This window comes from Arsenicicoccus sp. UBA6765 (assembly GCF_002453335.1).
GTDB classification, from domain to species: domain Bacteria; phylum Actinomycetota; class Actinomycetes; order Actinomycetales; family Dermatophilaceae; genus Arsenicicoccus; species Arsenicicoccus bolidensis.
This window is the reverse complement of record NZ_DKGR01000012.1, coordinates 18,202-44,726: the sequence shown is the minus strand read 5'-3', so window position 1 is coordinate 44,726 and position 26,525 is coordinate 18,202. Positions and strand designations below refer to the sequence as shown.

General features: G+C 71.4%; 23 protein-coding genes. 14 read left to right on the top strand and 9 right to left on the bottom strand.

The features are described 5' to 3' along the window. Window position 1 precedes the first annotated feature (1 nt). The 5 genes from gap to uvrC form a co-directional block, all read right to left on the bottom strand. Window positions 2-1,003, bottom strand: coding sequence for a type I glyceraldehyde-3-phosphate dehydrogenase (gene gap / locus B4K29_RS02145; RefSeq protein ID WP_029210506.1), 1,002 nt, complete (start codon window positions 1,001-1,003; stop codon window positions 2-4). Window positions 1,004-1,112: 109 nt separating this feature from the next. Continuing rightward, on the bottom strand, window positions 1,113-2,093 hold the full coding sequence (gene whiA / locus B4K29_RS02140) for a DNA-binding protein WhiA (protein WP_029210505.1): 981 nt from the start codon (window positions 2,091-2,093) through the stop codon (window positions 1,113-1,115). Between the two features lie 79 nt (window positions 2,094-2,172). Beyond that, a complete protein-coding gene (locus tag B4K29_RS02135) occupies window positions 2,173-3,111 on the bottom strand; it encodes a gluconeogenesis factor YvcK family protein (RefSeq protein WP_029210504.1) in 939 nt (312 codons plus the stop codon). Further along, entirely contained in the window at window positions 3,108-3,983 is an 876-nt protein-coding gene (gene rapZ / locus B4K29_RS02130) for an RNase adapter RapZ (protein WP_034251598.1), read from the bottom strand. The genes B4K29_RS02135 and rapZ overlap by 4 nt, the downstream gene beginning before the upstream one ends. 418 nt (window positions 3,984-4,401) lie before the next feature. Further along, entirely contained in the window at window positions 4,402-6,474 is a 2,073-nt protein-coding gene (uvrC, locus tag B4K29_RS02125; RefSeq protein WP_286966304.1) for an excinuclease ABC subunit UvrC, read from the bottom strand. A gap of 410 nt (window positions 6,475-6,884) precedes the next feature. Here uvrC and B4K29_RS02120 point away from each other — a divergent pair, with 410 nt between their 5' ends. The 5 genes from B4K29_RS02120 (at window position 6,885) to B4K29_RS02100 (ending at window position 12,489) form a co-directional block, all read left to right on the top strand. Continuing rightward, complete coding sequence (locus tag B4K29_RS02120) at window positions 6,885-8,114, top strand: branched-chain amino acid ABC transporter substrate-binding protein (protein ID WP_037214377.1); 1,230 nt, start codon at window positions 6,885-6,887, stop codon at window positions 8,112-8,114. 91 nt (window positions 8,115-8,205) lie between these two features. Further along, window positions 8,206-9,153 (top strand): branched-chain amino acid ABC transporter permease, encoded by a 948-nt coding sequence (locus B4K29_RS02115; RefSeq protein ID WP_029210501.1) that lies wholly within the window; start codon window positions 8,206-8,208, stop codon window positions 9,151-9,153. Further along, the gene (locus tag B4K29_RS02110) at window positions 9,150-10,886 is read left to right on the top strand and encodes a branched-chain amino acid ABC transporter permease (RefSeq protein WP_286958978.1); all 1,737 of its coding nucleotides are present in this window, start codon (window positions 9,150-9,152) and stop codon (window positions 10,884-10,886) included. The genes B4K29_RS02115 and B4K29_RS02110 overlap by 4 nt, the downstream gene beginning before the upstream one ends. Beyond that, on the top strand, window positions 10,883-11,776 hold the full coding sequence (locus tag B4K29_RS02105; RefSeq protein ID WP_286966302.1) for an ABC transporter ATP-binding protein: 894 nt from the start codon (window positions 10,883-10,885) through the stop codon (window positions 11,774-11,776). The genes B4K29_RS02110 and B4K29_RS02105 overlap by 4 nt, the downstream gene beginning before the upstream one ends. 2 nt (window positions 11,777-11,778) lie before the next feature. After that, window positions 11,779-12,489, top strand: a complete 711-nt coding sequence (locus B4K29_RS02100; protein WP_286966315.1) for an ABC transporter ATP-binding protein — start codon at window positions 11,779-11,781, stop codon at window positions 12,487-12,489. A gap of 69 nt (window positions 12,490-12,558) precedes the next feature. Here the strand turns inward: B4K29_RS02100 and B4K29_RS02095 are convergent, their stop codons facing one another. Beyond that, window positions 12,559-13,032, bottom strand: a complete 474-nt coding sequence (locus tag B4K29_RS02095; protein ID WP_239263563.1) for a VOC family protein — start codon at window positions 13,030-13,032, stop codon at window positions 12,559-12,561. A gap of 156 nt (window positions 13,033-13,188) precedes the next feature. Between B4K29_RS02095 and B4K29_RS02090 the strand changes: the two genes are divergently transcribed. From B4K29_RS02090 to B4K29_RS02080, 3 genes are read left to right on the top strand one after another with little or no spacing between them, the layout of a single operon-like run. Next, a complete protein-coding gene (locus B4K29_RS02090) occupies window positions 13,189-13,755 on the top strand; it encodes a dihydrofolate reductase family protein (protein ID WP_239263561.1) in 567 nt (188 codons plus the stop codon). 3 nt (window positions 13,756-13,758) lie between these two features. Beyond that, complete coding sequence (locus B4K29_RS02085) at window positions 13,759-14,154, top strand: ArsR/SmtB family transcription factor (RefSeq protein WP_376783670.1); 396 nt, start codon at window positions 13,759-13,761, stop codon at window positions 14,152-14,154. Then, the gene (locus B4K29_RS02080) at window positions 14,151-14,636 is read left to right on the top strand and encodes an SRPBCC family protein (RefSeq protein WP_286959005.1); all 486 of its coding nucleotides are present in this window, start codon (window positions 14,151-14,153) and stop codon (window positions 14,634-14,636) included. Before B4K29_RS02085 ends, B4K29_RS02080 begins: the two co-directional genes overlap by 4 nt. Before the next feature lie 6 nt (window positions 14,637-14,642). Here the strand turns inward: B4K29_RS02080 and B4K29_RS02075 are convergent, their stop codons facing one another. Together B4K29_RS02075 and uvrA are read right to left on the bottom strand one after the other, a co-directional pair. Then, window positions 14,643-16,964, bottom strand: coding sequence for an SCO7613 C-terminal domain-containing membrane protein (locus B4K29_RS02075; protein WP_286958330.1), 2,322 nt, complete (start codon window positions 16,962-16,964; stop codon window positions 14,643-14,645). A gap of 87 nt (window positions 16,965-17,051) precedes the next feature. Next, on the bottom strand, window positions 17,052-20,204 hold the full coding sequence (uvrA, locus tag B4K29_RS02070; protein WP_286966301.1) for an excinuclease ABC subunit UvrA: 3,153 nt from the start codon (window positions 20,202-20,204) through the stop codon (window positions 17,052-17,054). An 86-nt stretch (window positions 20,205-20,290) separates the two neighbouring features. Between uvrA and B4K29_RS02065 the strand changes: the two genes are divergently transcribed. From B4K29_RS02065 to B4K29_RS02050, 4 genes are all read left to right on the top strand, one after another. Next, the gene (locus B4K29_RS02065) at window positions 20,291-21,028 is read left to right on the top strand and encodes a maleylpyruvate isomerase family mycothiol-dependent enzyme (protein ID WP_286958328.1); all 738 of its coding nucleotides are present in this window, start codon (window positions 20,291-20,293) and stop codon (window positions 21,026-21,028) included. Beyond that, a complete protein-coding gene (locus B4K29_RS02060; RefSeq protein WP_286966300.1) occupies window positions 21,025-21,687 on the top strand; it encodes an MBL fold metallo-hydrolase in 663 nt (220 codons plus the stop codon). Before B4K29_RS02065 ends, B4K29_RS02060 begins: the two co-directional genes overlap by 4 nt. A 102-nt stretch (window positions 21,688-21,789) precedes the next feature. Next, window positions 21,790-22,848, top strand: coding sequence for an L-threonine 3-dehydrogenase (gene tdh, locus B4K29_RS02055; RefSeq protein WP_286958326.1), 1,059 nt, complete (start codon window positions 21,790-21,792; stop codon window positions 22,846-22,848). Window positions 22,849-22,929: 81 nt separating this feature from the next. After that, window positions 22,930-24,147 carry a glycine C-acetyltransferase gene (locus tag B4K29_RS02050; protein ID WP_286958325.1) on the top strand — a complete coding sequence of 406 codons (1,218 nt, stop codon included), beginning with the start codon at window positions 22,930-22,932 and terminating at the stop codon, window positions 24,145-24,147. Here the strand turns inward: B4K29_RS02050 and B4K29_RS02045 are convergent. Beyond that, window positions 24,122-24,949, bottom strand: a complete 828-nt coding sequence (locus B4K29_RS02045) for a serine hydrolase (protein WP_019286054.1) — start codon at window positions 24,947-24,949, stop codon at window positions 24,122-24,124. The two genes, B4K29_RS02050 and B4K29_RS02045, sit on opposite strands and share 26 nt — an antisense overlap. Window positions 24,950-24,967: 18 nt before the next feature. On the opposite strand from B4K29_RS02045, the gene B4K29_RS02040 reads away from it, so the two are divergent. Continuing rightward, window positions 24,968-25,645, top strand: coding sequence for a C40 family peptidase (locus B4K29_RS02040; RefSeq protein ID WP_205621802.1), 678 nt, complete (start codon window positions 24,968-24,970; stop codon window positions 25,643-25,645). Then, window positions 25,642-26,514 carry an EamA family transporter gene (locus tag B4K29_RS02035; protein ID WP_029210485.1) on the top strand — a complete coding sequence of 291 codons (873 nt, stop codon included), beginning with the start codon at window positions 25,642-25,644 and terminating at the stop codon, window positions 26,512-26,514. The genes B4K29_RS02040 and B4K29_RS02035 overlap by 4 nt, the downstream gene beginning before the upstream one ends. The last annotated feature ends 11 nt before the right edge of the window (window positions 26,515-26,525 follow it).

The window sequence follows — 26,525 nt, the reverse complement described above, 5'->3', positions numbered from 1 at the left end:
ATCAGAGCTTGGAGCCGACGAGGGCGGTCAGGTCGACGAGGCGGTTGGAGTAGCCCCACTCGTTGTCGTACCAGCCGACGACCTTGACCTGGTTGCCGATGACCTTGGTCAGGCCCGCGTCGAAGACGCAGGAGGCCGGGTCGGTCTCGATGTCCTTGGAGACGATCGGGTCCTCGGTGTAGACGAGCTTGCCCTTCATGGCGCCCTCGGCGGCCTTCTTGATGATCTCGTTGACCTCCTCGACGGTGGTCTCGCGCGAGGCCTCGAAGGTGAGGTCGGTGGCGGAACCGGTCGGGGTCGGCACGCGCATGGCGTAGCCGTCGAGCTTGCCCTTGAGCTCGGGGAGCACGAGGGCGACGGCCTTGGCGGCACCGGTGGTGGTCGGGACCATGTTGAGGGCGGCGGCGCGGCTGCGGCGCAGGTCCTTGTGCGGGCCGTCCTGGAGGTTCTGGTCCTGGGTGTAGGCGTGGATGGTGGTCATCAGGCCCTTGACGATGCCCAGGCCGTCGTTGAGCGCCTTGGCCATGGGGGCCAGGCAGTTCGTGGTGCACGAGGCGTTGGAGATGATCGTCTGGGAGCCGTCGTACTGGTCGTCGTTGACGCCCATGACGATGGTGATGTCCTCGTTCTTCGCCGGGGCGGAGATGATGACCTTCTTGGCGCCGGCGTCGATGTGCGCCTTGGCCTTGGTGGCGTCGGTGAAGAAGCCGGTGGACTCCACGACCACGTCGACCTCGTTGGCCTTCCACGGCAGGGCCGAGGGGTCCTTCTCGGCGAAGGCCAGGATCTTCTTGCCGTCCACCGTGATCGACTCGTCGTCGTAGGTGACCTCGCCGGGGAAGCGGCCGAGGATCGAGTCGTACTTGAGCAGGTGGGCCAGCGTCTTGTTGTCGGTGAGGTCGTTGACGGCGACCACCTCGATGTCGGCACCGGAAGCCACCACGGCGCGGAAGAAGTTGCGGCCGATGCGGCCGAAGCCATTGATCCCAACGCGAACAGTCACGTCTTGAGCCTTCCTAGAGGGTCTTCAACTTGGCGCTGTCCACCCTAGTCGGAAGTGCTGCCGGACGCGTGGTCGGGCCGTGACCGGTCCGAGATGTGGGCCGGTCAGCTCACAGGTCGAGCATGTCCGGGGTCAGGTTGGCCTCGGTGCCCGGCATGCCGAGATCCTGGGCCCGCTTGTCCGCCATCGCCAGCAGGCGCCGGATCCGGCCCGCGACGGCGTCCTTGGTCATCGGCGGCTGAGCGAGCTGCCCGAGCTCCTCGAGGCTGGCCTGCTTGTGCTCGAGGCGCAGCGTCCCCGCCTGGCGCAGGTGGTCGGGCACCTCCTCGCCGAGGATCTCCAGGGCTCGCTCGACCCGCGAGCCGGCAGCGACGGCGGCGCGCGCCGAGCGACGCAGGTTGGCGTCGTCGAAGTTGGCCAGGCGGTTGGCGGTGGCGCGCACCTCGCGCCGCATCCGCCGCTCCTCCCACGCCATCACCGCGTCGTGCGCGCCCATGCGCGTGAGGATCTGGCTGATCGCGTCGCCGTCGCGGATGACCACGCGGTCGATGCCGCGCACCTCGCGCGCCTTGGCCGCGATGGAGAACCGCCGGGCCGCTCCCACGAGGGCGAGCGCGGCCTCGGGGCCCGGGCACGTGACCTCGAGCGCCGAGGACCGGCCGGGCTCGGTCAGCGAGCCGTGGGCGAGGAAGGCGCCGCGCCAGGCGGCGACCGCGTCGTCGGTGGCGCCCGAGACGACCTTGGGCGGCAGGCCGCGGACGGGACGGCCGCGGGGGTCGATCAGGCCGGTCTGCCGAGCGAGCGCCTCGCCGTCCTGGGCGACACGCACGAGGTAGCGGCTGCCCTTGCGCAGCCCGCCGGCGGACAGCACCCCGATCTCGCTGGTGTAGCCGTAGACGTCGGCGATGTCCTTGACCAGGCGCCGCGCGACGGAGCCGGTGTCGAGCTCGGCCTCCACGACGATGCGTCCACCGACGATGTGCAGACCACCGCTGAACCGGAGGATGGCGGAGACCTCCGCCTTGCGGCACGAGGGCTTGGTGATTTGGAGCCGACTGAGCTCGTCCTTGACCATGGCCGTCATCGACATGAGTTCCATCCTGACAGTAGGCCGCACGTTGAGTGGGCGAATTCGGCACGTTTCGTACAAAGGTGACAGCGCAGTGTAGTCAGCTCATGATGTCACGGTAGGCGGCGGCGAGCCGGAGCGAGTCGTGCTGGCCGGGGTTGCCCGCCGTCGCCACCTTGGCCACGACCAGTTCCGCGCCGAGCGTCGCGGCCGCGCGCCGCAGCGCCGGCTCGTCGACGACGACCGAGGGGTCGGCCAGCACGACGTCCAGCCGCATCCCCGGGGCGTGCGCCGCGAGGACCTCGAGGTGCCGCTCGGCGGTGAAGCCGGACGTCTCCGAGGTGTCCAGCTCGAGGTTGAGGTTAAGCAGCCGTCGCGCCCGGGTGCGGACCAGGGCCTCGCGCAGCTCCGGCACGAGCAGGTGCGGGATGACCGAGGTGAACCACGACCCGGGCCCCAGCACCACCCACTCCGCGTCGTCGATGGCCTGCACCGCCTCCGGACTGGCGGGAGGGTCCTGCGGGACCACCGCGATCGACGCGACCTGGCCCGGGGTCTTGGCGACCGAGGCCTGACCCCGCACCGTGCTGAGCGCATCGGGCTCCGCCGGGTCCAGCCCCCGGACGACCGCCTCGATGGTGAGTGGCACGGCGGCCATCGGCAGCACCCGTCCGCGGGCGCTGAGCAGCCGGCCGACCATGTCCAGACCACGCACGGTGTCGCCGTAGTGCTCCCACAGCGACAGGATCAGCAGGTTGCCGAGGCTGTGACCGCCGAGGGGCCCCTCCCCCGCGAACCGGTGCTGCAGCACCGCCGCCCACGTGGTGCCCCACTCGTCATCGTTGCAGAGCGCCGCCAGCGCCATACGGAGGTCACCGGGGGGAAGGACGTCGAACTCCTCGCGCAACCGGCCCGAGGAACCGCCGTCGTCGGCGACCGTCACGACCGCGGTGATCTGGTCGCTGACCAGGCGCAGGGCAGACAGGGTCGCCGCCAGGCCGTGGCCTCCCCCCAGCGCCACGACCCGGGGGCGACTCACTCGCGCCCCAGGTCTCGGTGGACGGTGATGGTGCCCACCTCGGGGCCGGACAGCTCGCGCGACAACCGCTCGGCGACCGCCACCGAACGGTGCTTGCCGCCCGTGCAGCCCACCGCCAGCGTGACATAACGGCGTCCCTCGCGGACGTAGCCGCTGATCATCGCGTCCATCATCGCCACGGCCCGCTCCACGAACTCGTCGGCGCCCAGCTGGTCGAAGACGAAGCCGGCCACCTCGGGGTCACGGCCGGTCTTGCTGCGCAGCTCGGGCACCCAGAAGGGGTTGGGCAGGAAGCGCATGTCGAGGACGATGTCGGCGTCCAGGGGTATGCCGTACTTAAACCCGAAGGACATGACCGCCACCCGCAGGCGCGGCCCTCGCTCGGAGTCGAAGATCTGGGCCATCTTGGCCGAGAACTGGTGGACGTTGAAGCCGCTCGTGTCGACGATCGTGTCGGACACCGAACGGATGTCGCCCAGCCGGCGCCGCTCCTCCTGGATCGCCTCCAGCAGTCCCCCGTCACCCTGCAGCGGGTGCGGACGGCGCACGCTCTCGAAGCGGCGCACGAGCGTCTCGTCGGTCGCGTCCAGGAAGACGACCCGCGGCTGCCAGCCCAGGTCGCGCAGCTCCTGCAGCGCCTCCGACAGCGACTCGAACATGTCCCTCGACCGGACGTCGACGACGGCCGCGACCCGCAGCACCTCCGGCTGCTTGTCCCGCAGCAAGGTCGCCATCGGCGCCAGCATCTGCGGCGGCAGGTTGTCCGTGACGTACCACCCCGTGTCCTGCAGCACGTTGGAGGCCGTCGACCGTCCAGCGCCGGACAGACCCGTCACCACGACGAACTCGTGGCGCCGCGACACGAGCGGCATGTCCGCGGTGTCAGGATCGCCGGACCGCCGGGAGGGTTCGCCCGGGCGGGCGTCGGACTCGCGCTGCTCGGTCGGCTCGACCACAGGTGGGCTCCTTGTCGGGTGGGCGGGTCGGCGTCAGTCTAGCCAGCGGAGACGTCCCGTCGACGCAGCGCGAGGGGCCTCGCTCGTCCCTCGCTCGTCCCTCGCTCGTGTCCTCACGCTCTCGTCGCCACTCCGGGCCTCGCTCGTCCCTCGCTCGTGTCCTCACGCTCTCGTCGTCACTCCATTCCCTTCGGAGCGACTCCTCGGCGCTCCGGGCCTCGCTCGTCCCTCGCTCGGGTCCTCACGCTCTCGTCGTCACTCCATTCCCTTCGGAGCGACTCCTCGGCGCTCCGGGCCTCGCTCGTCCCTCGCTCGGGTCCTCACGCCGTCGTCGTCACTCCAGCACCTCACCGGTCGTGAGGTTCACTGCCGGCTCCGCCTGCTCCCCCGCCAGCCGGGCGTGCACCACCTGCGCCAGCGCCGGGCCGATGCCCTGCACCTCCTGCAGCTCCTCGGCGCTCGCCCCGCGCAGCCGCTTGACGGAGCCGAAGGTCCGCAGCAGGGCCTTCTTGCGGGCCTCGCCGAGCCCCGGTATGCCGTCCAGCGCGCTCGTCGTCATCGCCTTGGACCGCCGCTGCCGGTGGAAGGTGATCGCGAAGCGGTGGGCCTCGTCGCGCAGCCGCTGCAGGAGGTAGAGCCCCTCGCTCGACCGCGGCAGGATCACGGGGAAGTCCTGGTGCGGGACCCACACCTCCTCGAGCCGCTTGGCCAGCCCCACGAGGGCCACGTCGTCGATGCCGAGCTCGTCGAGGACCCGCTGCGCCGCGTTGACCTGAGGCAGGCCGCCGTCGACCACGACGAGCTGCGGGGCGTAGGCGAAGCGGCGGGGCTTGCCCGTCTCGGGGTCGATCCCCGCGGGCGTGTCGGGGAGCCCGGCCCCTGGGTCCCCGGCCGACTCCGCGGCGGTGCCACCCGCGGCGACCTCCCCGGCGACCTCCCCCTCACCCTCTGCGGTGGTGCTCCCCTCGGTGAGCGTCTCGCCCTCCGCCTCCGCCTGCGCCAGGTGTCGGCGGAAGCGGCGCATGAGGACCTCGCGCATGGCGGCCGTGTCGTCGACGGTGGCGCCCGACGTCTCGTCCCCCCGCACGATGAACCGGCGGTACTCGCCCTTGCGCGGGAGCCCGTCCTCGAACACGACCATCGACGCCACGACGTTGGTGCCCTGCACGTGCGAGACGTCGTAGCACTCGATCCGCAGGGGGGCCTCGTCGAGCTCGAGGGCGTCCTGCACCTCCTGCAGCGCCTGGCTGCGGGCCGTGAGGTCACCGGCGCGCGTGACCTTGTGGCGGGCGAGCGCCTGGTCGGCGTTGCGCCGCACCGTCTCCATGAGCTGACGCTTGTCGCCCCGCTGCGGCACGCGGACCTCGACCCGGGCCTGCCGCAGCTCGGTCAGCCACTGCTCGACGGCCTCGGCGTCCTCGGGCAGGACGGGGACGAGCACCTCGCGGGGGACGCCCTCGCTGCTCTCCCCGCCGTAGACCTGCTGCAGCAGCCGCTCCATGAGCAGCGGCAGGGACGCGACGTCCTCGGACTCGCGCTCCACCACCCAGCCGCGCTGGCCGCGGATGCGCCCGCCGCGGACGTGGAAGACCTGGACGGCGGCCTCGAGCTCGTCGTCGGACACCGCGAAGACGTCGGCGTCGGTCGCGTCGCCCAGCACCACCGCTGACTTCTCGAGGGCCTTGGTCATCGCCCCGAGGTTGTCGCGCAGCACGGCGGCGCGCTCGAACTCCAGGGCGGACGACGCGGCCTGCATCTCCCGCTCGACGCGGCGCACGAACCTGGTCGTGCTGCCGGCCATGAACTCGCAGAACTCCTCGGCGATCTCGCGGTGCTCCTGCGGGCTGACCCGGCCGACGCAGGGCGCCGAGCACTTGTCGATGTAGCCGAGCAGGCAGGGCCGTCCGACCTGCGCGGCCCGCTTGAAGACCCCCGAGCTGCACGTCCGCACCGGGAACACCTTGAGGAGCAGGTCGAGGGTTTCGCGGATCGCCCAGGCGTGGCCGTAGGGCCCGAAGTAGCGCGTGCCCTTGCGCTTGGCGCCGCGCATGACCTGGGCCCGCGGGAACTCCTCGCCCATGGTGACCGCGAGGTAGGGATAGGACTTGTCGTCGCGGTACTTGACGTTGAACCGAGGGTCGAACTCCTTGATCCAGGAGTACTCCAGCTGCAGCGCCTCGACCTCGGTCTTGACGACGGTCCACTCGACCGAGGCCCCGGTCGTCACCATGCGTCGGGTCCGCGGGTGCAACGCACCGATGTCCTGGAAGTACGAGCTCAGCCGCGACCGCAGCGACTTCGCCTTGCCGACATAGATGACCCGCCCCTCCTTGTCACGGAAGCGGTAGACGCCCGGGTCCACCGGGATCTCCCCCGGGCGGGGTCGGTAGGAGGAAGGATCAGCCACCCGACAACCCTATGTCGCAGCACCGACAGGCCCTCCACGACGACCTCCACCACGACCTCCACGACGACCTGCACGACACTGCCGGCGACGACGGCCGCCCGCGCCCGTCATTCGTTCGGCCCAAACGACCCGATTGGCCTGCGGCGGCGTCCGGGTTTGCCGCAAGCGGTCGCTCTGCGGCGACGAACGGTCACCCGGGACCATGACCCGGCGCCAGCCGGGCGGCATACGGAGGCAAACACAGCCAAACGCACGGGGTGACGCGCCAAGTCACTGGTCACGGGGAGGTCACAGTCACGCTGCGGCTTCGACCGGACCCTGGTAGGACCTGCCCAGCCGCCCTATTGTCAGCCGCACTTGAAGCGGTCGTCGACGATGACGGCGGCTCCCCACACCCTCTGGGAGGAAACGTGCAGCAGCGATCCTGGATGACCCTCGGTGCCACAGCACTGGCGGCGTCCCTCGCACTGTCGGCCTGCGGCTCGCGCGAGGCATCCACGACCAACACCGGCTCCGCGGGCTCCGGCTCGGGCGCCACCAAGACCGCCAAGATCGGCGTCATCGCCCCCGTCTCGGGCGACCTGTCCGCGCTGGGCCTCGGCATCCAGCACTCGGTCGAGCTCGCGGCCAAGAAGGCCAACGACAGCAACGCCGTCCCCGGCTGGAAGTTCGAGGTCGTGACCAAGGACGACGAGGCCAAGCCCGACGTCGCCAAGAACGCCGCGACCGCGATCGCCGCCGACAAGGACGTCCTGGGGGTCGTGGGGACGCTCAACTCCTCGACCTCGCAGTCCGTCCAGCCGGTGCTCTCGACGGCCAAGATCGTCCAGATCTCGCCCGCCAACACCAACCCCTCGCTGACCCGCGGAGCCAAGTTCGCCGACTCCCCGCAGCGGATGTACCCCTCGTACTTCCGCACCTGCACCACCGACTCGGTCCAGGGCCCGTTCGCGGCCAAGTACCTCCTCGACCAGGGCATCAAGCAGGTCGCGACGATCCACGACAAGAAGACCTACGGCCAGGGCCTGGTCGAGGCCTTCACCGCGGAGTTCAAGAAGGGCGGCGGCACCGTGGTGGCCGCCGAGACGATCAACCCGGACGACTCCAACTACGGCCCGGTCATCTCCAAGATCAAGCCGTCGGCCCCCAAGGCCATCTACTACGGCGGTGAGTACCCGCAGGCCGGCCCGCTGTCGCAGCAGGCCAAGTCGGCCGGTCTCGCGGTCCCGGTGATGGGTGGCGACGGCATCTTCGCCGCCGACTTCATCAAGCTGGCCGGCGCCTCGGCCACGGGTGACCTCGCCACCTCGGTCGGCGCCCCGACCGACACCCTCGAGAAGGGCAAGACCTTCCTCGCGGACTACAAGACCGCCGGCTACAAGGAGCCCTCCGAGGCCTACGGCGCGTACTCCTACGACGCGGCGAACGCCATCATCGAGGGCGCCAAGACGGCCCTCAAGGACGCCAAGTCGGTCGAGGACGCCCGCGCCAAGATGGCCGACGCGGTCGGCAAGGTCGCGATCGACGGCGTGACCGGCAAGGTCGAGTTCGACGAGTACGGCGACACCAAGACGCGCACCCTGACGGCGTACAAGGTCGAGGCCGGCAAGTGGGTCGCCGCCAAGACCGGCACCGCCTGATCGGGAGATCGCCTGACGAGCTCCATCGGAGGCGGGGAGGCCAACCCTCCCCGCCTCCAACCCCTGTCATCACTCGATCGAAGGTGCCCGCATGCATTTCCTGCAGTACCTGGTGGACGGAGTGACCCTCGGTTCCCTCTACGCCCTGATCGCCGTCGGCTACACCGTCGTCTACGGCATCGTCCAGCTCATCAACTTCGCGCACGGCGAGGTCTTCATGATCGGCGCGTTCGGCGCCATGTCGACCTACCTGCTGCTGTTCAAGGGCCAGACCTCGATCTGGATCCTGCCCGTCCTGATCATCGGCGCCATCCTCGCCTCGGTCCTGACGGCCGTCCTGATGGAGCGCGTGGCCTACCGGCCGCTGCGCAACGCGCCCCGGCTCGCCCCGCTCATCACCGCCATCGGCATCTCGGTCCTCCTGCAGGAGGCCGTCCGCCTCTTCTACGACCGACCCGGGCTCTTCGTCGACTGGAACCCGCTCGAGTTCCCCAGCGCCAAGTCCAAGATCTCGTTCCCGCAGATCGAGGGCGTGACCGGCGCGGCCTGGAGCCTCGGCGGCGTCAGCCTCGCCCGTCCCGCCCTGTTCACGATCGCGTCCCTGCTGGTCTCGGCCGCCTTCCTGTGGTGGTTCGTCAACCGCACCCGCACCGGTCGCGGCATGCAGGCCGTCTCCCAGGACCCTGACACCGCCCGCCTCATGGGCGTCGACGTCGACCGCATCATCGTCGTGTCCTTCGCGCTCGGCGCGGCGCTGGCGGCCATCGCCGGCGTCGCCCAGGGGCTGCAGGACGGCACCATCGGCTTCCGCATGGGCTTCCTCTACGGCCTCAAGGCGTTCACCGCCGCCGTGCTCGGAGGTATCGGCAACATCCAGGGCGCCGTCGTCGGTGGGATCGCCCTCGGCATCGTCGAGGCCTTCGCCACCAACCTGTTCCCCTCCGACTGGAAGGACGTGTGGGCCTTCGGGCTCCTCATCGTGTTCCTCGTCTTCCGCCCCCAGGGCATCATGGGCGCTCGGGTGGTGGACCGGGCATGAGCACCGTCACCTCTCCCTCGGGCGACGCCCGTATGTCGCGACGCGGGGCCGCCGCCACTCCGGCGGACCTCGAGCCCCGACTGACCCGTGCGTGGATCGTCGGCATCGTCGGGTCCCTCCTGCTGATCGCCAGCGCCTTCCTGCCCTGGACCTACGACCCGGCCCTGCTGGGCAACGTGACCATCGCGGGCTACCCCGCGCCGGTGCAGCTGATGGCGATCGCCCTCGGCCTGCTCGCGCTGTTCATGACCCTGGTCCGCAAGGGGCCCCTAGCACGCCTGGGCCGGCGCCTCGGCTCGCCGTCGGGGCTGAAGCGCCTCGGCGCCGGCGCCCTGGTGTTCATGCTGCTGGTGCTCGCCGGGGTCGCCACCTCCGACCCGGCCCTGATCGCCGCCGCCGACCCCGGCCTGTGGATCGGCGTGGTGGGCGCCGCCCTGATCGCCGCCGCCGGCTTCCTGCTGCCGGTGCACAAGGCTCGGGCCGAGCCGCACCAGCGCTTCGCCGGCTGGGTCGAGATCCTCATCATCGTGGCGCTCGTCGCGCTGGTGCTCTTCGGCGCCGCCTACGGCCTCGGCATCGAGGACGCCTGGGTGTTCGTGCTGTTCCTGACCTTCGTCTTCGCGGCCGGAGCCGGCCTGTCCGGCGGCGGGTTCTTCGACTGGCTCTCGGTCGTCGCGGCGCACCACAGCCGGGTCCTGCTCCTGGCGACCTTCATGGCGGCGTTCGCCTTCCCGTTCACGCAGGGTGGGTCCAACGCCAACATGTCCATCGCGACCCAGGTCATCATCTTCGCCGCCACCGCGATCGGCCTGAACATCGTGGTGGGTCTGGCCGGCCTGCTCGACCTGGGCTACATCGCCTTCCTCGGCGCCGGTGCCTACGTCGCGGCGATGCTCTCGGAGTCCACCTTCGCGACGATCGGGTGGCACCCGCCGTTCCTGGTCGTCGTCCTGATCGGCGCCTGCTTCTCGGCCGTCATGGGCCTGATCATCGGCGCCCCCACCCTGCGGGTGTCGGGTGACTACCTGGCGATCGTCACGCTGGCGTTCGGCGAGATCTTCCGCCTGGCGATGAACAACCTCGACGGCACCCACGGGCCCAACCTCACGCGCGGGCCCAACGGCATCCCCGCCATCCCCGACCTGGAGTTCTTCGGCTTCAACTTCGGGACCACGCACAACATCTTCGGCGTGGACATCCCACGGTTCGCCAACTACTACTTCTTGCTGCTGCTGCTGATCGGCCTGATCACCCTCGTGTTCAGCCGTCTCAACGACAGCCGCATCGGACGTGGGTGGATCGCGATCCGCGAGGACGAGAAGGCCGCCGAGGCCATGGGCGTCAACGTGTTCGGGCTCAAGCTGCTGGCCTTCGCCGGCGGCGCGTTCCTGGCCGGCCTCGCCGGCACGGTCAAGGCCCACCACGACCAGTCCGTCACCCCGGACCAGTACCAGTTCCTCGAGTCGGCCTTCCTGCTCGCCGCCGTCGTCCTCGGCGGCATGGGGACCATCGGCGGCGTCCTGCTCGGTGCCGTGGTGCTCAAGCTGCTGCCCGAGAAGCTCCGGTTCTTCAGCGAGTACCGCCTCCTGATGTTCGGGCTCCTGCTCGTGCTGATGATGCGCTTCCGGCCCGAGGGCCTGGTCGCCAACAAGCGTCGGCAGCTGGAGTTCCACGAGGAGGACGAAGAGCTGGCCGACGAGGTCCAGCACGTTCACGTGGAGAAGGTGTCATGAGCACGCGAGTCGACGAGCGCCCGGGCGACCAGCCCTCGGGCGCGCCCACCCCCGGCGGTGCCGTCCTGCTGGAGGCCCGCGGCGTCACCATGCGCTTCGGTGGCCTCACGGCCGTCAACCAGGTCGACATGGTCGTCCGCGAGGGCGAGATCATGGGCCTCATCGGCCCCAACGGCGCCGGCAAGACGACCTTCTTCAACTGCCTGACCGGGCTCTACAAGCCCACCGAGGGCCGGGTCGCCCTGTCGGGCAAGGAGATTCCGCCGAAGCCCGGCCTGGTCGTCAAGGAGGGGATGGCCCGCACCTTCCAGAACATCCGCCTCTTCGGCAACATGACCGCCCTCGAGAACGTCATGGTGGGTCGGTTCTGCCGCACCTCGGCGGGCCCGTTCACCTCCATCGTGCGGGGCCCGAAGTACCGCCGCGAGGAGCGCGAGACCCGCGAGCGGGCCCAGGAGCTGCTGGAGTTCGTGGGACTGGGCGGCTCGGCCGAGCTGCTGGCCCGCAACCTGCCGTATGGCGACCAGCGTCGCCTCGAGATCGCCCGGGCCCTGGCCACGGACCCCAAGGTGGTGCTGCTCGACGAGCCGACGGCCGGCATGAACCCGCGCGAGACCGAGCAGGCGCAGCAGCTCATCTTCCGGATCCGCGACAACGGGATGGCGGTCGTGGTCATCGAGCACGACATGCGCTTCATCTTCACCCTCTGCGACCGGGTGCTCTGCCTGGTCCGCGGCGAGGCGCTGGTCGAGGGCGCGCCCGCGGTCGTGCAGTCCGACCCGCGGGTCATCGAGGCCTACATCGGGAGCCCGGACACGGACGAGTCCGACGCCGAGCTCGACGCCGAGATCGGCCACGAGCTCCACGCCGACAAGGAGGAGGGGCGATGAGCATGCTCGAGGTCAAGGACCTGCGGGTCGCCTACGGCAAGATCGAGGCCGTCAAGGGCATCTCGTTCGACGTCGAGGAGGGTCAGGTCGTCTCGCTGATCGGCACCAACGGCGCCGGCAAGACGACCACGCTGCGGACCATCTCCGGTCTGCTGCGACCCGCCCGCGGCTCGATCTCCTTCGAGGGCAAGCGGATCGACGACGTCCCGGCGCACAAGATCGTCACGCTGGGCCTGGCCCAGTCGCCGGAGGGTCGCCGCATCTTCCCCCGCATGACGGTCGAGGAGAACCTCATGCTGGGCGCCTTCGCCCGCAGGGACGGCTCCCCCGCGGTCAAGCAGGACCTGGAGGCGGCCTTCGAGCTGTTCCCGATCCTGCGGGAGCGCCGCGCCCAGCCGGCCGGGACCTTCTCCGGCGGTGAGCAGCAGATGCTGGCGATGGGACGCGCGATGATGTCCCGCCCCCGCCTGATGCTCCTCGACGAGCCGTCGATGGGGCTGTCGCCGCTCATGATGAAGAAGATCATGTCGACGGTGCAGACCCTCAAGACCCAGGGCACGACCATCCTGCTGGTCGAGCAGAACGCCAACGCAGCGCTCAAGATCTCCGACGTCGGCTACGTCCTCGAGGTCGGCAAGATCGTCCTGCGCGGCACCGGCCAGGAGCTCCTGACCTCCGACGAGGTGCGCAAGGCCTACCTCGGCGAGGAGTGACCGCCCCGTCACCCTGACGGTGGGTTCCGACCCCGCATCGCCCGGGGGTCGGGGCCCACCGCCGTGCTGTCACCCCGCAGCCGCCGCCTCGAGCGCGGCGACGTCGAGGCGCACCATGGTCATCATGGCGGCGTTGACCCGCGACACCACCTGCGGGTCGGGCGAGGAGAACAGCTCGAAGAGCCGGCGCGGCACGACCTGCCAGCTGAACCCGAACCGGTCCTTCAGCCAGCCGCACTGCGACTCCTGCCCGCCCACGAGCAGCGCCTCCCAGACGCGATCGACCTCGGCCTGGTCATCGCAGACGACCTGGAGGGAGACGCACTCGCTGAAGGGGAACTGAGGTCCGCCGTTGAGCCCGGCATACGGCCTGCCGTCGAGCTCGAACTCCACCACCATGACCGACCCCGGCTCCCCCTTGCCGCCGTCCTGGGGATAGGGGATGTCGGTGAGGATGCGTGAGTTGGGGATGACGGACGTCCACAGCCGGGCGGCGTCCACCGCGTCGCCGTCGAACCAGAAGACCGGGGTGACTCCTTGCATGGTGGTGCCCCTCTCGTCGGGTGCCCAGCCGTATGCCGGTGCGCCCTCCCCCAGTCTGGACCCGGGCCATCGCGCGCGGAACCCGCTCGACCCTTGCGGTACCGGTCCGGCCGGGCGTAACGTACAACCATTCTGTTGTATATCTGAGGAGAAGCCGTGCGCCCCATCATCGTCACCGCGTTCATGTCCCTCGACGGTGTCATGGAGGCCCCGGGTGGCGAGCCCGGTCACCGCAGCAGCGGCTGGACCTTCAAGGACATCGAGCTCGACCCCGCCGCCTACGAGCTCAAGGGGCGCGAGCAGGAGGAGGCCGGCGCCCTGCTCGTCGGTCGCACGAGCTACGAGGCGTTCGCCCCGGTGTGGCCGTCCATGACCGAGGAGTTCCCCGGCTACAACGCGATGCCGCGCTACGTCGTGTCCACGACGCTAGAGCAGGAGGACCCCCGCTGGCCCGCCACGATCCTGCGCTCGCTCGACGAGGTGGCCGCCCTCAAGGAGTCCGACGGCGGCCCGATCATCGTCCACGGCAGCGCGACCCTCGGGCACGGCCTCGCCGACGCCGGCCTGGTCGACCGCTACCACCTGCTGGTGTTCCCGGTCCTCCTCGGTGCGGGCAAGCGACTGTTCAGCGACACCGACAAGGACAAGCAGCCCCTCGAGGTCGTGGAGTCCCAGACCTATCGGAACGGGATCACCAAGATCGTCGCCGACGTCCGGCGCTGACCCGTGGGCCCCCTGACGCAGGCACCTGCGGGCGCGGCCTCCGCCGACGCAGCCACGGACCGCGTCCTGCGCGCGCTGGCCGACAGCACCCGCCGCGACATCGTGAGCCGCACCCTCGCCGCTCCCTGCTCGGTCTCGGAGCTGGCCCGCGACTACCCCATGAGCTTCGCCGCCGTCCAGAAGCACGTGGCGGCGCTGCAGTCAGCCGGCCTGGTCACCAAGACCCGGCGAGGGCGGGAGCAGCTCGTCAGCGCCGACGTGCAGACGCTCAGGACCGCCAGGGCGGCGCTGGAGGCGCTCGAGGAGACCTGGCGCGGCAGGATCGACCGGATGGGCGAGATCCTCGCCCAGGACGCACACGCTCAGCACGCCCCTCACGACAGCAAGGAGTCGTCATGACCGTCACCGACATCACCAAGGACCTGCAGGCGCGCACCATCACGGTGACCGCGTCCTTCGACGCGCCCGTCGACGCCGTGTGGGAGCTGTATGCCGACCCCCGCATGCTGGAGCGCTGGTGGGGGCCGCCAAGCCACCCCACGACCGTCACGGAGCACTCGCTCGTCCCGGGAGGTGCCGTGCGCTACGTCATGACCGGGCCGGAGGGCGAGAAGTACCACGGCTACTGGTCGGTGCGGGAGGTGCAGCAGCCGCAGCTCCTCGTCGTCGAGGACGGCTTCGCCGACGCCGAGGGCAACCCGTCCACCTCTCTGCCGAGCTCGTTGATGCGCATCTCGCTCGCGGAGGAGGCGGGGCGCACGACGCTGACCGCCGTGACGACCTTCGCCAGCCAGGAGGGCCTGCAGCAGGTCCTCGACATGGGGGTCGAGGACGGCACCCGCCAGGCCATGGACCAGATGGACGACGTGCTCATCGGGTGACGGCGCTCACCGCAGCGCAGCGGCATAGGACCTCACCCTCCGCAGCTCGGCGAGACGGGCCTCCCAGGTCACGCCGAGCGCGACGAGGACGGCGCCACCGACGGCCAGGGGCAGCCACGGCGGCAGCAGGCTGACGACCGGTGCGCACAGGGCCAGGGCGAGCGCCCCCGCGGCCAGGGCACCGACGTAGAGGTGGGCCGCCCTCCGGCGAGCAGCGCCGAGGGCGGTCAGGGCGACGGCGGCGACGATGCCGACCAGCGCCCGCACCGAGGTCGTGTCGACGACGCCCATCATCGTCGTGGGCGCGAGGGCCATCACCAGGGCCGGGAAGGCCGGCATCGACGGGGTGCGGAGCGTGAGCGTCTCCGGCAGCGCCCAGGCGCCGAGGCAGCACGCGGCCACCAGCGTGTAGGCCTCCGGCGTGGTGACGTCGGCCCGCGCCAGCAGCAGCCAGCAGGCCACGAGCAGCTGACCGGTCGCCACCATGCCCAGGGCTCGCCGCCGCCGCATGGCGGACCAGGCGGCGCAGCCTGCCGCGCCGACCAGCAGCACCGCCACCAGCTGCTCGGTGTCACCTCGGGTCAGGGCCAGCGCTGCTCCCCACCAGACGATGGCGGAGGGATCGGGGGCGGAGCGTCGGGCGTGGAGCGCGCCACCCGCCACGACGACCGCCGCCACGACAGCGGCGCCGACGGACGGGATCCATCCGGCGGCCCACCCTGCGTCCCACCCGGTGGCCCAGCCCCCGCTCGAGGCGGCACTGTGGGCGCACCAGGGCACGACGAGCGCCGCGAGGACCGGGGTCGCCGGGCTGAGCCCGACGAGGCGCGGCAGATCGACGCGCCCGCCACGGAACGCGCCAGAGACGACGACGATCGCGGTCAGCGCCAGTGCCGACGCGGGCCAGGTCCAGACCAGCGAGCCCGGCTCGGGGACGGGACGCGCGGCCCGCCAGAGCCCGACCGCGAGACCGGGCGCGACGGCGCTCGCGGCGACGGCCAACCCCGGCGCCATCGCGAGCAGGATGCGTCCGTCACCCGTCAACCGCCTCACGGCCGCCCCGGTCAGACCGACCGCCGCGACCACGACCAGCGACGTCCAGGCACTCCCCGCGAGCGAGAGATGCCGTGCGGCCGACAACCACCACCCGGCGAGGACGATGCCGGCCGCCACGTCGAGAGCCAGACCGGCCCTGGCCCAGCCGGGCACCGTGGACCAACCGGGCACCACGGACCGGCCGGGCCCCGTGGACCGGCCGACCGGCGTGGTTCGGCCGGCCGCGGTGCGCGCACCCACCAGCAGCACGAGCGCCAGCCAGGGCAGCGCCCATCCGACCAGCAGGGCGGCGCCGGTGACGCGCTCGGCCCGCATCGCATCGACGGCCTCCCCCATCGTGCCGAACGAGACCAGGACGAGGACGAGGCACGCGGCCCCGACGGTGGCCGGTGACCGTCGCAGGAGGGCGGGACGGCGCACCAGCGCGGCCACCACCACGGGGATGCCGGCGACCGCCAGGGCTCCGAGCCACGGCGCGTGCCCGTGCACCTGCTCCGACAGCAGCAGCCCCAGGCCACCCAGCCCGAGCGCGCCGGCCGCGTCCGCGCTGCGCCACTGGACCCCGTGCGTCAGGCCCCGGCGCAGGACCCTCCAGCCCACCAGGCACAGGGCGGCGAACCCGACGGCCAGGACGATCCGTGGCTCCGACGCGCGGGGCGCGGCGACGGCCACACCGATGAGGTGGAAGCCGATGGCCAGGGCACCGGCCGTCTCGGCCGACCCGGGCAGGTCGCGGCGACGCAGGACCGCCGCGGCCCCGACGGCACCCACCGCGAGCCCCAGCATGACCACCAGGCGGGCCTGCCACGGCAGGAGCATCCACGTGACCAGGGCGAAGACGCTGCCCGCACCCAGCAGGCACAGCGCCCCCACCAGGAGGAGGGTGCTGCGCACGGTGGTGTGACCGACGGGCTCCGAGCCTGGAGCGAGGTCGCCCTGCCTGGCTGGAGCTGCCTTGGCCAGGCCGGCATGAGCCACGTGTCCCGAAGCAGCCGCCGGACCCGAAGCAGCCGCCGGACCCGAGGCGGCCACCTGACCCGACGTGGCCGCCTGGGCGGCGGGCGCCGTTGGCACGACGTGCTCGTCCGCGCAGAAGGCGGTCGGGTCGGCGATGAGGGCGCCTCTGGTGCGGTCCGCCTCCGTGAGGAGCCACGCGAGCCGGCCCACCGTCGGGTGGGTCAGCCGCAGGCGGCACCCGGGACACCGGGTGACGGAGGTGGGGAGGTCGGCGCTGCAGACGGGGCAGGACTGGGGGTCGAAGAACCTGGCCATGAAGCACATGCTGGCCAGGACGCGACGCCCCGCCCAGAGTATGCCTACCCAGGTGACCCCCAGCCTCGTCCCGAAGCGGCGCGAGGGTCAGGCGGAGCGCGGGGCTGCGGCCTTGCGCGGTGCTGACGTCGTGGCGGCGGCCTTCTTGGCGGTTGCCTTGCCCTTGGTCGTGGACGCCGCCTTGCCGGAGGTCGTCGCCGCGGCCTTCTTGGCGGCGGCCTGGGCGGCCTTGGCTGCCTTCTTGGCCGCACCCTTGACCGGCCGCTCCACCGGCGCCGCCATGGAGACGTCGGACCGCTCGGTGGTCTTGGCCAGCACCGGCCCGAGGAAGCGACCGGTGTAGGAGCCCGGCACCTCGGCGACCTGCTCGGGCGTGCCGGTCGCGACGACCGTGCCACCACGGTTGCCGCCCTCGGGCCCCATGTCGACGATCCAGTCGGCGTTCTTGATGACGTCGAGGTTGTGCTCGATCACCAGGACCGTGTTGCCCTTGTCGACCAGCCCCTGCAGCACCAGCAGGAGCTTGCGGATGTCCTCGAAGTGCAGACCCGTGGTCGGCTCGTCGAGGACGTAAATGGTGCGGCCCGAGGAGCGCTTCTGCAGCTCCGCGGCCAGCTTGACGCGCTGCGCCTCGCCGCCCGACAGCGTGGTGGCCGGCTGCCCGAGGCGGACATAGCCGAGGCCCACCTCGACCAGGGTCTTGAGGTGGCGGGAGATCGCCGGCACGGCCTCGAAGAAGGTGGACGCCTCCTCGATGGGCATGTCCAGCACGTCGGCGATCGTCTTGCCCTTGTAGTGCACCTCGAGCGTCTCGCGGTTGTAGCGGGCGCCGTGGCACACCTCGCAGGGGACGTAGACGTCCGGGAGGAAGTTCATCTCGATCTTGATGGTGCCGTCGCCGTTGCAGTTGTCGCAGCGACCGCCCTTGACGTTGAACGAGAACCGTCCCGGCTGGTAGCCGCGGATCTTGGCCTCGGTGGTCTGCGCGAAGAGCTTGCGCATGTGGTCGAACACCCCGGTGTAGGTCGCCGGGTTGGAGCGCGGCGTGCGGCCGATCGGCGACTGGTCCACGTGGACGACCTTGTCGAGGTGCTCCAGACCCGTCACCGTGCGGTGCCGCCCGGGCACCTGACGGGCACCGTTGAGCTTGTTGGCGAGCACGGTGTAGAGGATGTCGTTGACCAGGGTCGACTTGCCCGAGCCGGACACGCCGGTCACCGCGACGAGGTTGCCCAGCGGGAAGGACACGTCCACGCCGTGCAGGTTGTGCTCCTTGGCGCCGACGACGGACACCTCGCGTCCCGGCTCCTGCGGGCGGCGGACGGCCGGCATGGGGATCTCGCGACGGCCCGACAGGTAGCGCCCGGTGAGGGACTCGTCGTTGGTGAGCAGGTCGGCCACCGACCCGCTGTGGACGACGTGCCCGCCGTGCTCGCCGGCGCCCGGGCCGATGTCGACGACCCAGTCCGCGGTGGCGATGGTGTCCTCGTCGTGCTCGACGACGATCAGCGTGTTGCCGAGGTCCCGCAACCGGGTCAGCGTCTCGATCAGCCGGTGGTTGTCCCGCTGGTGCAGGCCGATGGAGGGCTCGTCGAGGACGTAGAGCACACCCACCAGCCCGGACCCGATCTGCGTCGCGAGGCGGATCCGCTGCGCCTCGCCGCCGGACAGCGTGCCGGCCGGACGGTCCAGCGAGAGGTAGTCGAGGCCGACGTCGAGCAGGAAGCCGAGCCGCGCGTGGATCTCCTTGATCACCCGCTCGGCGATCTGCTGCTCGCGGGCCGTGAGCTCCACGTCGCGCAGGAAGGCCGCGCACTCGTCGATGGACAGGGCGCACACCTCGGCGATCGACCGGCCGCCGAGGAGGATCGACAGGATCTCCGGCTTGAGGCGCGCTCCGTTGCAGGCCGGGCACGGGATCTCGCGCATGTAGCCCTCGTAGCGCTCGCGCGACCACTCGGACTCCGTCTCGGCGTGCCGCCGCCGCACGAACGGCACTACGCCCTCGAAGCCGGTGGTGTAGGACCGGTCCCGGCCGTAGCGGTTGCGGTACTTGACGTGGACCTTGTAGTCCTGCCCGTGCAGCAGCGCCTCCTTGGCGCGCTCGGGCAGGGATCGCCAGGGCGCGTCCAGGCTGAACGACAGGTCCTTGGCCAGCGCGTCGATGACGCGCAGGAAGTAGTCCTGGGCGCCGGAGCCCTGGGCCCACGGGGCGATGGCGCCGTCGCGGATGCTCAGCTCGTCGTCGGGGATCAGCAGGTCCGGGTCCACCTCGAGCTCGGTGCCCAGGCCGGTGCACTTGGGGCAGGCGCCGAACGGGGAGTTGAACGAGAAGGACCGGGGCTCCACCTCGTCGATGGACAGGGGGTGGTTGTTGGGGCAGGCCATCTTCTCGGAGAACCGCCGCTGCTGCGGGAGGGCCTGGCCGTCGTCGTCGACGTCGCCGCCCTTGACGTCGACGAAGTCCACGATCAGGATGCCGCCCGTCAGTCGCAGGGCCGTCTCGACGGAGTCGGTGAGCCGCCGCTTGCTGGTGCTGTCGTCACCCTTGGCGACCAGGCGGTCGACCACCACCTCGATGGTGTGCTTGCGCTGCTTCTCCAGCGTCGGCGGCTCGGTCAGCGACACGGTCTCGCCGTCCACCCGCGCGCGGGAGAAGCCCTTGGTCTGCAGCTCGGCGAACAGGTCCACGAACTCGCCCTTGCGGCCCTGGACCACGGGAGCCAGCACCTGGAAGCGCGTGCGCTCGGGCAGGGCGAGCAGCTGGTCGACGATCTGCTGCGGGCTCTGGCGGCCGACGGGCTCGCCGCACACGGGGCAGTGGGGGTGCCCGGCACGGGCGAACAGCAGCCGGAGGTAGTCGTAGACCTCGGTGATGGTCCCCACCGTCGAGCGCGGGTTGCGGTTGGTCGACTTCTGGTCGATCGAGACCGCCGGGGACAGTCCCTCGATGAAGTCGACGTCGGGCTTGTCCATCTGGCCGAGGAACTGACGGGCGTAGGCGGACAGGCTCTCGACGTAGCGACGCTGGCCCTCGGCGAAGATCGTGTCGAACGCCAGCGACGACTTGCCCGAGCCCGACAGCCCGGTGAAGACCACCAGGGAGTCGCGCGGCAGGTCGACCGAGACGTTGCGGAGGTTGTGCTCGCGCGCTCCACGGACGATCAGGCGGTCGTGGGCGCGGCGAGGGGCGACAGAAGCATCAGGCACGTCCGCAATGCTAGGGGCCACCACCGACATACCCCCTCCCTGACACCGCGGCACCTCGCCCCGGGCGCCCGCGCGCTGCCAGGCACCTCTCCCCCGGCTCGTCTAGTCTTGTCCGTATGACGGATGCCCCGGCCCAGCAGCACGCCGCCGACCTCGCGCTGCTGCGGGTGGAGTCGGCGCGCCTCGTCGCCACCGTCGAGGCGCTGGGCGCGGACGGCATACGGCACCCGTCTCTGTGCGAGGGCTGGAGCCGGGCCCACGTGATCAGCCACGTCAGCCGCAACGCGCGGGCGATGCTCAACCTCGTGGCGACCGTCGAGGGCGACCCGACGCCGATGTACCCCTCGCGCGAGGAGCGGGACGCCGACATCGAGCGCGGCGCGGCATCGTCGTACGACGACCTGCTCACCGAGCTGCGCGACACCTGCCAGCAGATCGTCGACGCCCTCGCGGCCATGCCCAAGGCCGCGCTGACCCAGACCGCCCAGGCCGGCAACGACCCTGCGGCCATGACCAGGCTGGCGGGCGCCGACCTCCCCGGCCACCGGCTCCGCGAGGTCGTGTGGCACCACGTCGACCTCGACGCGGGCCACACCTTCGCCGACGCCCCGCCCCAGGCCGTGCGGCGCTGGTTCGACGAGGCCGTCGCGGACCTGCGGACCGACGCCCGGTGCCCGTCGATGACCCTGCGCACCGACGAGCGCGACGTCGTCGCCGTCGGCGACGGCCGCCCCACCGTCAGCGGGCCTCGGGCGGGCCTGCTCCTGTGGCTCGTCCGTGGACGACCCGACCAGATCGTTGCTCCCTCCCCCGACCTGCTCCCCGATCTCACACCCATGGAGGACCTTCCGTGACCTACACCGGCGACGTCGCCCCCGGCGGCCCCAGCGACGTGCGCGAGCTGCCGCACCTGACCATCCGCAAGGCCGCGGTGTCGTCCATGCACAACAACGTCTACCTGCTCACCGACCGTGCGACCGGCCGGCAGCTGCTGGTCGACGCCGCCGACGACGCCGGCCGGATCACCGCCCTGGTGGCCGAGGGCACGGGCCGGCTGGACCTGCTCGTCACGACGCACCAGCACTGGGACCACACGCGGGCGCTCAAGGACGTCGTGGAGGACACCGGCGTCGAGACCGCCGCCTCCGCGGCGGACGGCGCGGCGCTGCCGGTCCGTCCTGACCGCGAGCTCGCGCACGGCGACACGATCACCCTGGGCGAGAGCACCCTCACGGTCATCGAGCTGCGCGGTCACACCCCCGGCGGGATCGCCCTCGCCTACGACGACCCCGAGGGCGACTCGCACCTGTTCACCGGCGACAGCCTGTTCCCCGGTGGCGTCGGCAACACCAAGAACCCCGGCCAGTCCTTCGACCAGCTGATCGACGACGTCGAGACCCGCATCTTCGGGGAGTACGACGACGCGGACTGGGTCTACCCCGGCCACGGCGGCGACACCACCCTGGGCGCGGAGCGTCCCAACCTCGACGAGTGGCGCGCCCGCCGCTGGTGACGGCCGACCGGCCCCACCCCGCAGTGGGACCTGCCCGGCCCAGCCGTTAGATTTGGCGCCGTCCTCGGTGTTCGACGGAGAATCTCTCAAGGAAGTGTCCTCATGCGCGCGCTCGTCAAGCCCCACGCCGGTCCCGGTCTCGAGCTGAGAGAGGTCCCCGAGCCCCAGGTCGGTCCGGGCGAGGTCAAGATCAGGGTCCTGCGGGCCGGTCTGTGCGGCACCGACCTGCACCTCGAGCAGTGGGACGACTGGGCGGCGTCGATGGTCCGCCCACCCATGACCCTGGGGCACGAGTTCTACGGCGAGATCGTCGACATCGCCGACGACGTCGTGACGGCCCACGGGTCGGGCAACCTCCAGGTCGGCCAGCGCTGCTCGGTCGAGGGCCACGTCGTGTGCGGGATGTGCCGCAACTGCCGCGCCGGGCGGCGACACATGTGCCTCCACACCAGCAGCATCGGCGTCAACCGCGACGGGGCGTTCGCCGACCACGTGGTCGTCCCTGCCGCCAACGTCTGGGTGCAGCCCGACGACATCGACCCCGAGCTGGGTGCGCTGTTCGACCCCTTCGGCAACGCCACGCACACGGCCCTGCAGTTCCCCATGGTCGGGGAGGACGTGCTCATCACCGGCGCCGGACCCATCGGGGTGATGGCCGCGGCGATCGCCCGGCACGCCGGCGCCCGCCACGTCGTGGTGACCGACCTCAGCGACTTCCGCCTCGGCCTGGCCTCCGGTGCCGGCGCGACGCGGGTGGTCAACGTCGGTCGCGAGTCCCTGAGCGACGTGCAGCGCGAGCTCGGCATGACCGAGGGCTTCGACCTCGGCATGGAGATGTCCGGCGCCCCCGCCGCGATGAAGGCCATGATCGACAACTGCAACTTCGGCGCCAAGATCTCGATGCTGGGCCTGCCCAAGGAGGGCTTCCCCGTCGACTGGGGCACCGTGATCACGCACATGCTCACGATCAAGGGCATCTACGGCCGCGAGATGTTCGAGACGTGGTACCACATGACCTTCATGCTGCAGACGAGCGCCGCCCTGCGCGACGCCGTGCGGTCGGTCATCACCCACCGCGTCGGGCTCGAGCAGTGGCCCGAGGCCTGGGCGGCGGCCCGCTCGGGCGAGTGCGGCAAAGTCGTCCTCGAGATCGCCGACTGACCCTCGCGCGCCGTCCGTCCCGGCCGGACCCGCCCCCGACCCGAGCTGCTGCCCGATCCCTCACGCACCCAAGGAGACCCGATGTACGGAACGACGAAGGACGAGCTCGCCACCACCCTGCAGGAGATCAAGGACGCGGGTCTGTGGAAGTCCGAGCGGCAGCTGACCAGCCCCCAGTCGGCGCACGTCACCACCAACCGCGCGGAGGCCCTCAACTTCTGCGCCAACAACTACCTGGGCCTGGCCGACCACCCCGAGGTGGAGCGGGCCGCCGCGGAGGCGTTGCGCGAGTGGGGCTTCGGGATGGCCAGCGTCCGGTTCATCTGCGGCACCCAGAGCCAGCACAAGGACCTGGAGGCCGCGCTGTCCGACTTCCTGGGGACGGAGGACACGATCCTCTACAGCTCGTGCTTCGACGCCAACGGCGGTGTGTTCGAGGTGCTCTTCGGCGCCGAGGACGCCATCATCAGCGACGAGCTCAACCACGCCTCCCTCATCGACGGCATCCGCCTGTCCAAGGCCCGTCGGTTCCGCTACAAGAACGCCGACATGGCCGACCTGCGCACCCAGCTGGAGACCGCCCGCGACCAGGATGCGCGGCGGGTCGTCGTCGTCACCGACGGCGTGTTCTCCATGGACGGCTACCTCGCCCCCCTGCGCGACATCTGCGACCTGGCCGAGGAGTTCGGGGCGATGGTCATGGTCGACGACTCGCACGCCGTCGGCTTCGTGGGCGACGGCGGTCGTGGCACCCCCGAGCACTTCGGCGTGATGGACCGGGTCGACATCCTGTCGGGCACCCTCGGCAAGGCCCTCGGCGGTGCCTCGGGCGGCTACATCAGCGCGCACCAGGAGATCGTCGACCTCCTGCGCCAGCGGTCGCGCCCCTACCTCTTCTCCAACGCCGTGGCGCCCTCGGTCGTGGCGGGGTCGCTCAAGGCCCTCGAGATCGCCCGCGACTCCGCCGAGCCCCGCAAGGTGCTGCAGCGCAACGCCGAGCTCTTCCGCCGGCTGATGACGGAGGCGGGCTTCGAGCTGCTGCCGGGCGAGCACGCCATCATCCCCGTGATGTTCCCCGGCGAGGACGGCGCCCGCGAGGCGGGCCAGGTGGCGGACGCCATGCTCGAGCGAGGTGTCTACGTCATCCCGTTCAGCTATCCGGTGGTGCCGCAGGGACGCGCCCGCATCCGGGTGCAGCTGTCGGCGGCGCACTCGGAGGACGACGTGCGCTCCTGCGTCGAGGCCTTCGTCGCGGCCCGCGAGGAGATCGGCGTCAGGCCGGCTGCTCCGCAGGGGTGAGCCAGCCGAGCACGGCCTCGCCGACGGCGGCCAGCGCCGGCAGCACGCTCACCGAGTAGTCCTGCCCGTAGCGCTCGTCGTACATCCCCGTGGCTGTCACCGCCACCGCGGCCCAGGCCCCACCGGCCTCGATCAGGGCGACGTCGTGGCGGACGCCCGGCAGGTCTCCGGGCTTGGACCCGCGCACCACCCCGTCGGGCAGCAGCGCGGTCACGCCGTAGGCGTGCTGCTGCTCCGACAGCAGGGCGAGCGCCAGCCGGGTCTGCTGCTCCCCGAGCGCCTCGCCGGATCGCAGGACCGCTAGCAGCCCCGCCTGATCGGTCGCCGTCGTCGTGTTGTCCCGGCCCTCCCTGGCCGATCCGTCGTCCATCAGGTCACGCCGGACGTGGGTGTGCCGGAGCCCGAGCTCCACACCGCACCGGGTGACCCGGTCGTGCCCCAGCAGCCGCAGCAGCAGGTTGGCCGCGTCGTTGTCGGACAGCGTCACCATGAGGCGCAGCAGCTCGACCACCGACAGCTCGGCCACCGACGGCAGGAGGCTGAGCGCCCCCGCCCCGCCCACGCGCGCCTCGGGGATCTCGAGGGTCTGGTCGAGGCTCAGCCGGCCCGCCTCGACCTCGCGCAGCGTCGCCACCAGCACGAGCACCTTGACCAGGCTGGCGGCCGGCACCTCGCGGTCGGAGTCCCAGCCGGCGACGACCCCCGCCGGGCCGACCACCTGGATGCTCAGCCTCCCGGGGGCGTGACGGACGATGTCCTTGAGGTCGCGCTGGAGGGTCTGGCTCGCGTCGATCGGCTGCATGCAGGCAGTATGACGCGGGTGACCGCACTCCACCTCGTCCGCACCGACGTGGCCGACGTCTGGACCCGTCCGCAGCAGGCCGACCTGGACGAGTACGCCGACCAGGCCGACCTGGACGAGCAGGACTCAGCCCGAGCCACCCAGGTCGTCCGTGCCGAGCCCGTCCTCGTGACGGGGCGGGACGCCGGCTGGGCTCACGTCGTGGCGCCCTGGCAGCCCAGCAGCCTCGACCCTCGTGGTTATCCCGGCTGGGTGCGGGTCGCCGACGTCGCGCCGGACCCGGTCCTGGTCCTGCCGCAGCCCCCGAGGCCCGCGATCCCCTGGAGCGGCGAGGCCCTCCTGGAGGAGGCCCGGGCGCACCTGGGCACGGCATACGTCTGGGGTGGGACCTCCCCCGGTGCGCTGGACTGCTCCGGCCTGGTCCACCTGGCCGCCCGCAGCCTCGGCGTCGTGGTCCCCCGCGACGCCCACGACCAGCAGGCCGTCACGACGCCCGTGGCCCTCGGGGCGGAGACTGCCGGTGACCTCTACTTCTTCGCGCGGGCGGACGAGCCGGCGCACCACGTCGGCCTGGTCGTGCGCCCCGGCGTCATGCTGCACGCACCTCAGCGCGGCGCCGTGGTCGTGGAGGAAGGGCTCGACGACGACCGCCGCGCGACCCTCACCGCCGTCGGACGCCTGGAGGCTGCCGTATGACGACCCCCACCCGCCGCAGCACTCCCCTGCTCCTCGTGCTCGCCGCCATCGTCTCCGTGCAGTTCGGCGGCGCCCTGGCCGCCCTGCTGGTGCCGGTGATCGGGCCCATCGCCACCGTGGCCCTGCGACTCGGCCTCGCCGTCCTGATCCTGCTGGTCGTCGCCCGCCCCCGGCTTCGTGGCCACAGCCGACGGGCCTGGTGGGCCGTCCTCGCGTTCGGCGTGAGCCTGGCGCTGATGAACTCCACCTTCTACGCCTCCCTCGAGCGCCTCCCCATCGGCGTCGCGGTCACCATCGAGTTCGTCGGTCCGCTGGCGCTGTCCGCGGCGCTGTCACGGCGCTGGACGGACTCGGTGGCCGTCCTGGCCGCGCTGGGTGGGGTGGCCCTGATCTCCGGTGCCCTCACCGTGCCGTGGGCGGAGCTGGACCACGTCGGGATCGCGTTCGCGGCGTCCGCCGGAGCGTTCTGGGCGGCCTACATCGTCTGCAGCCAACGGGTGGGCCGGCACTTCGAGCAGCTGGAGGGATTGACGCTCGCGATGGTCGTGGCCTCCGTGCTCGTCATCCCGGTCGGTGTCGCGACCGTGGACCTCTCGCGGGTGACGGCGACGATCGTCGCCGCCGGCGTCGGCATCGCCCTGCTGTCGAGCGTGATCCCCTACTCCTTCGAGCTGCTCGCGCTCCGTCACCTGGACGCCCGGGTGTTCGGGGTGCTCCTGTCGCTCGAGCCGGCCACCGCCGCGCTCGCCGGGTTCCTGGTGCTGCACCAGACCCTCGACGGCCTCCAGCTGGTGGGCATGACGCTCGTGGTCGTCGCGAGCGCGATCGTCATGGGCACGAGCAGGCCCCGGGCCGCCGACATCGGCTGACCCGGGGCCCG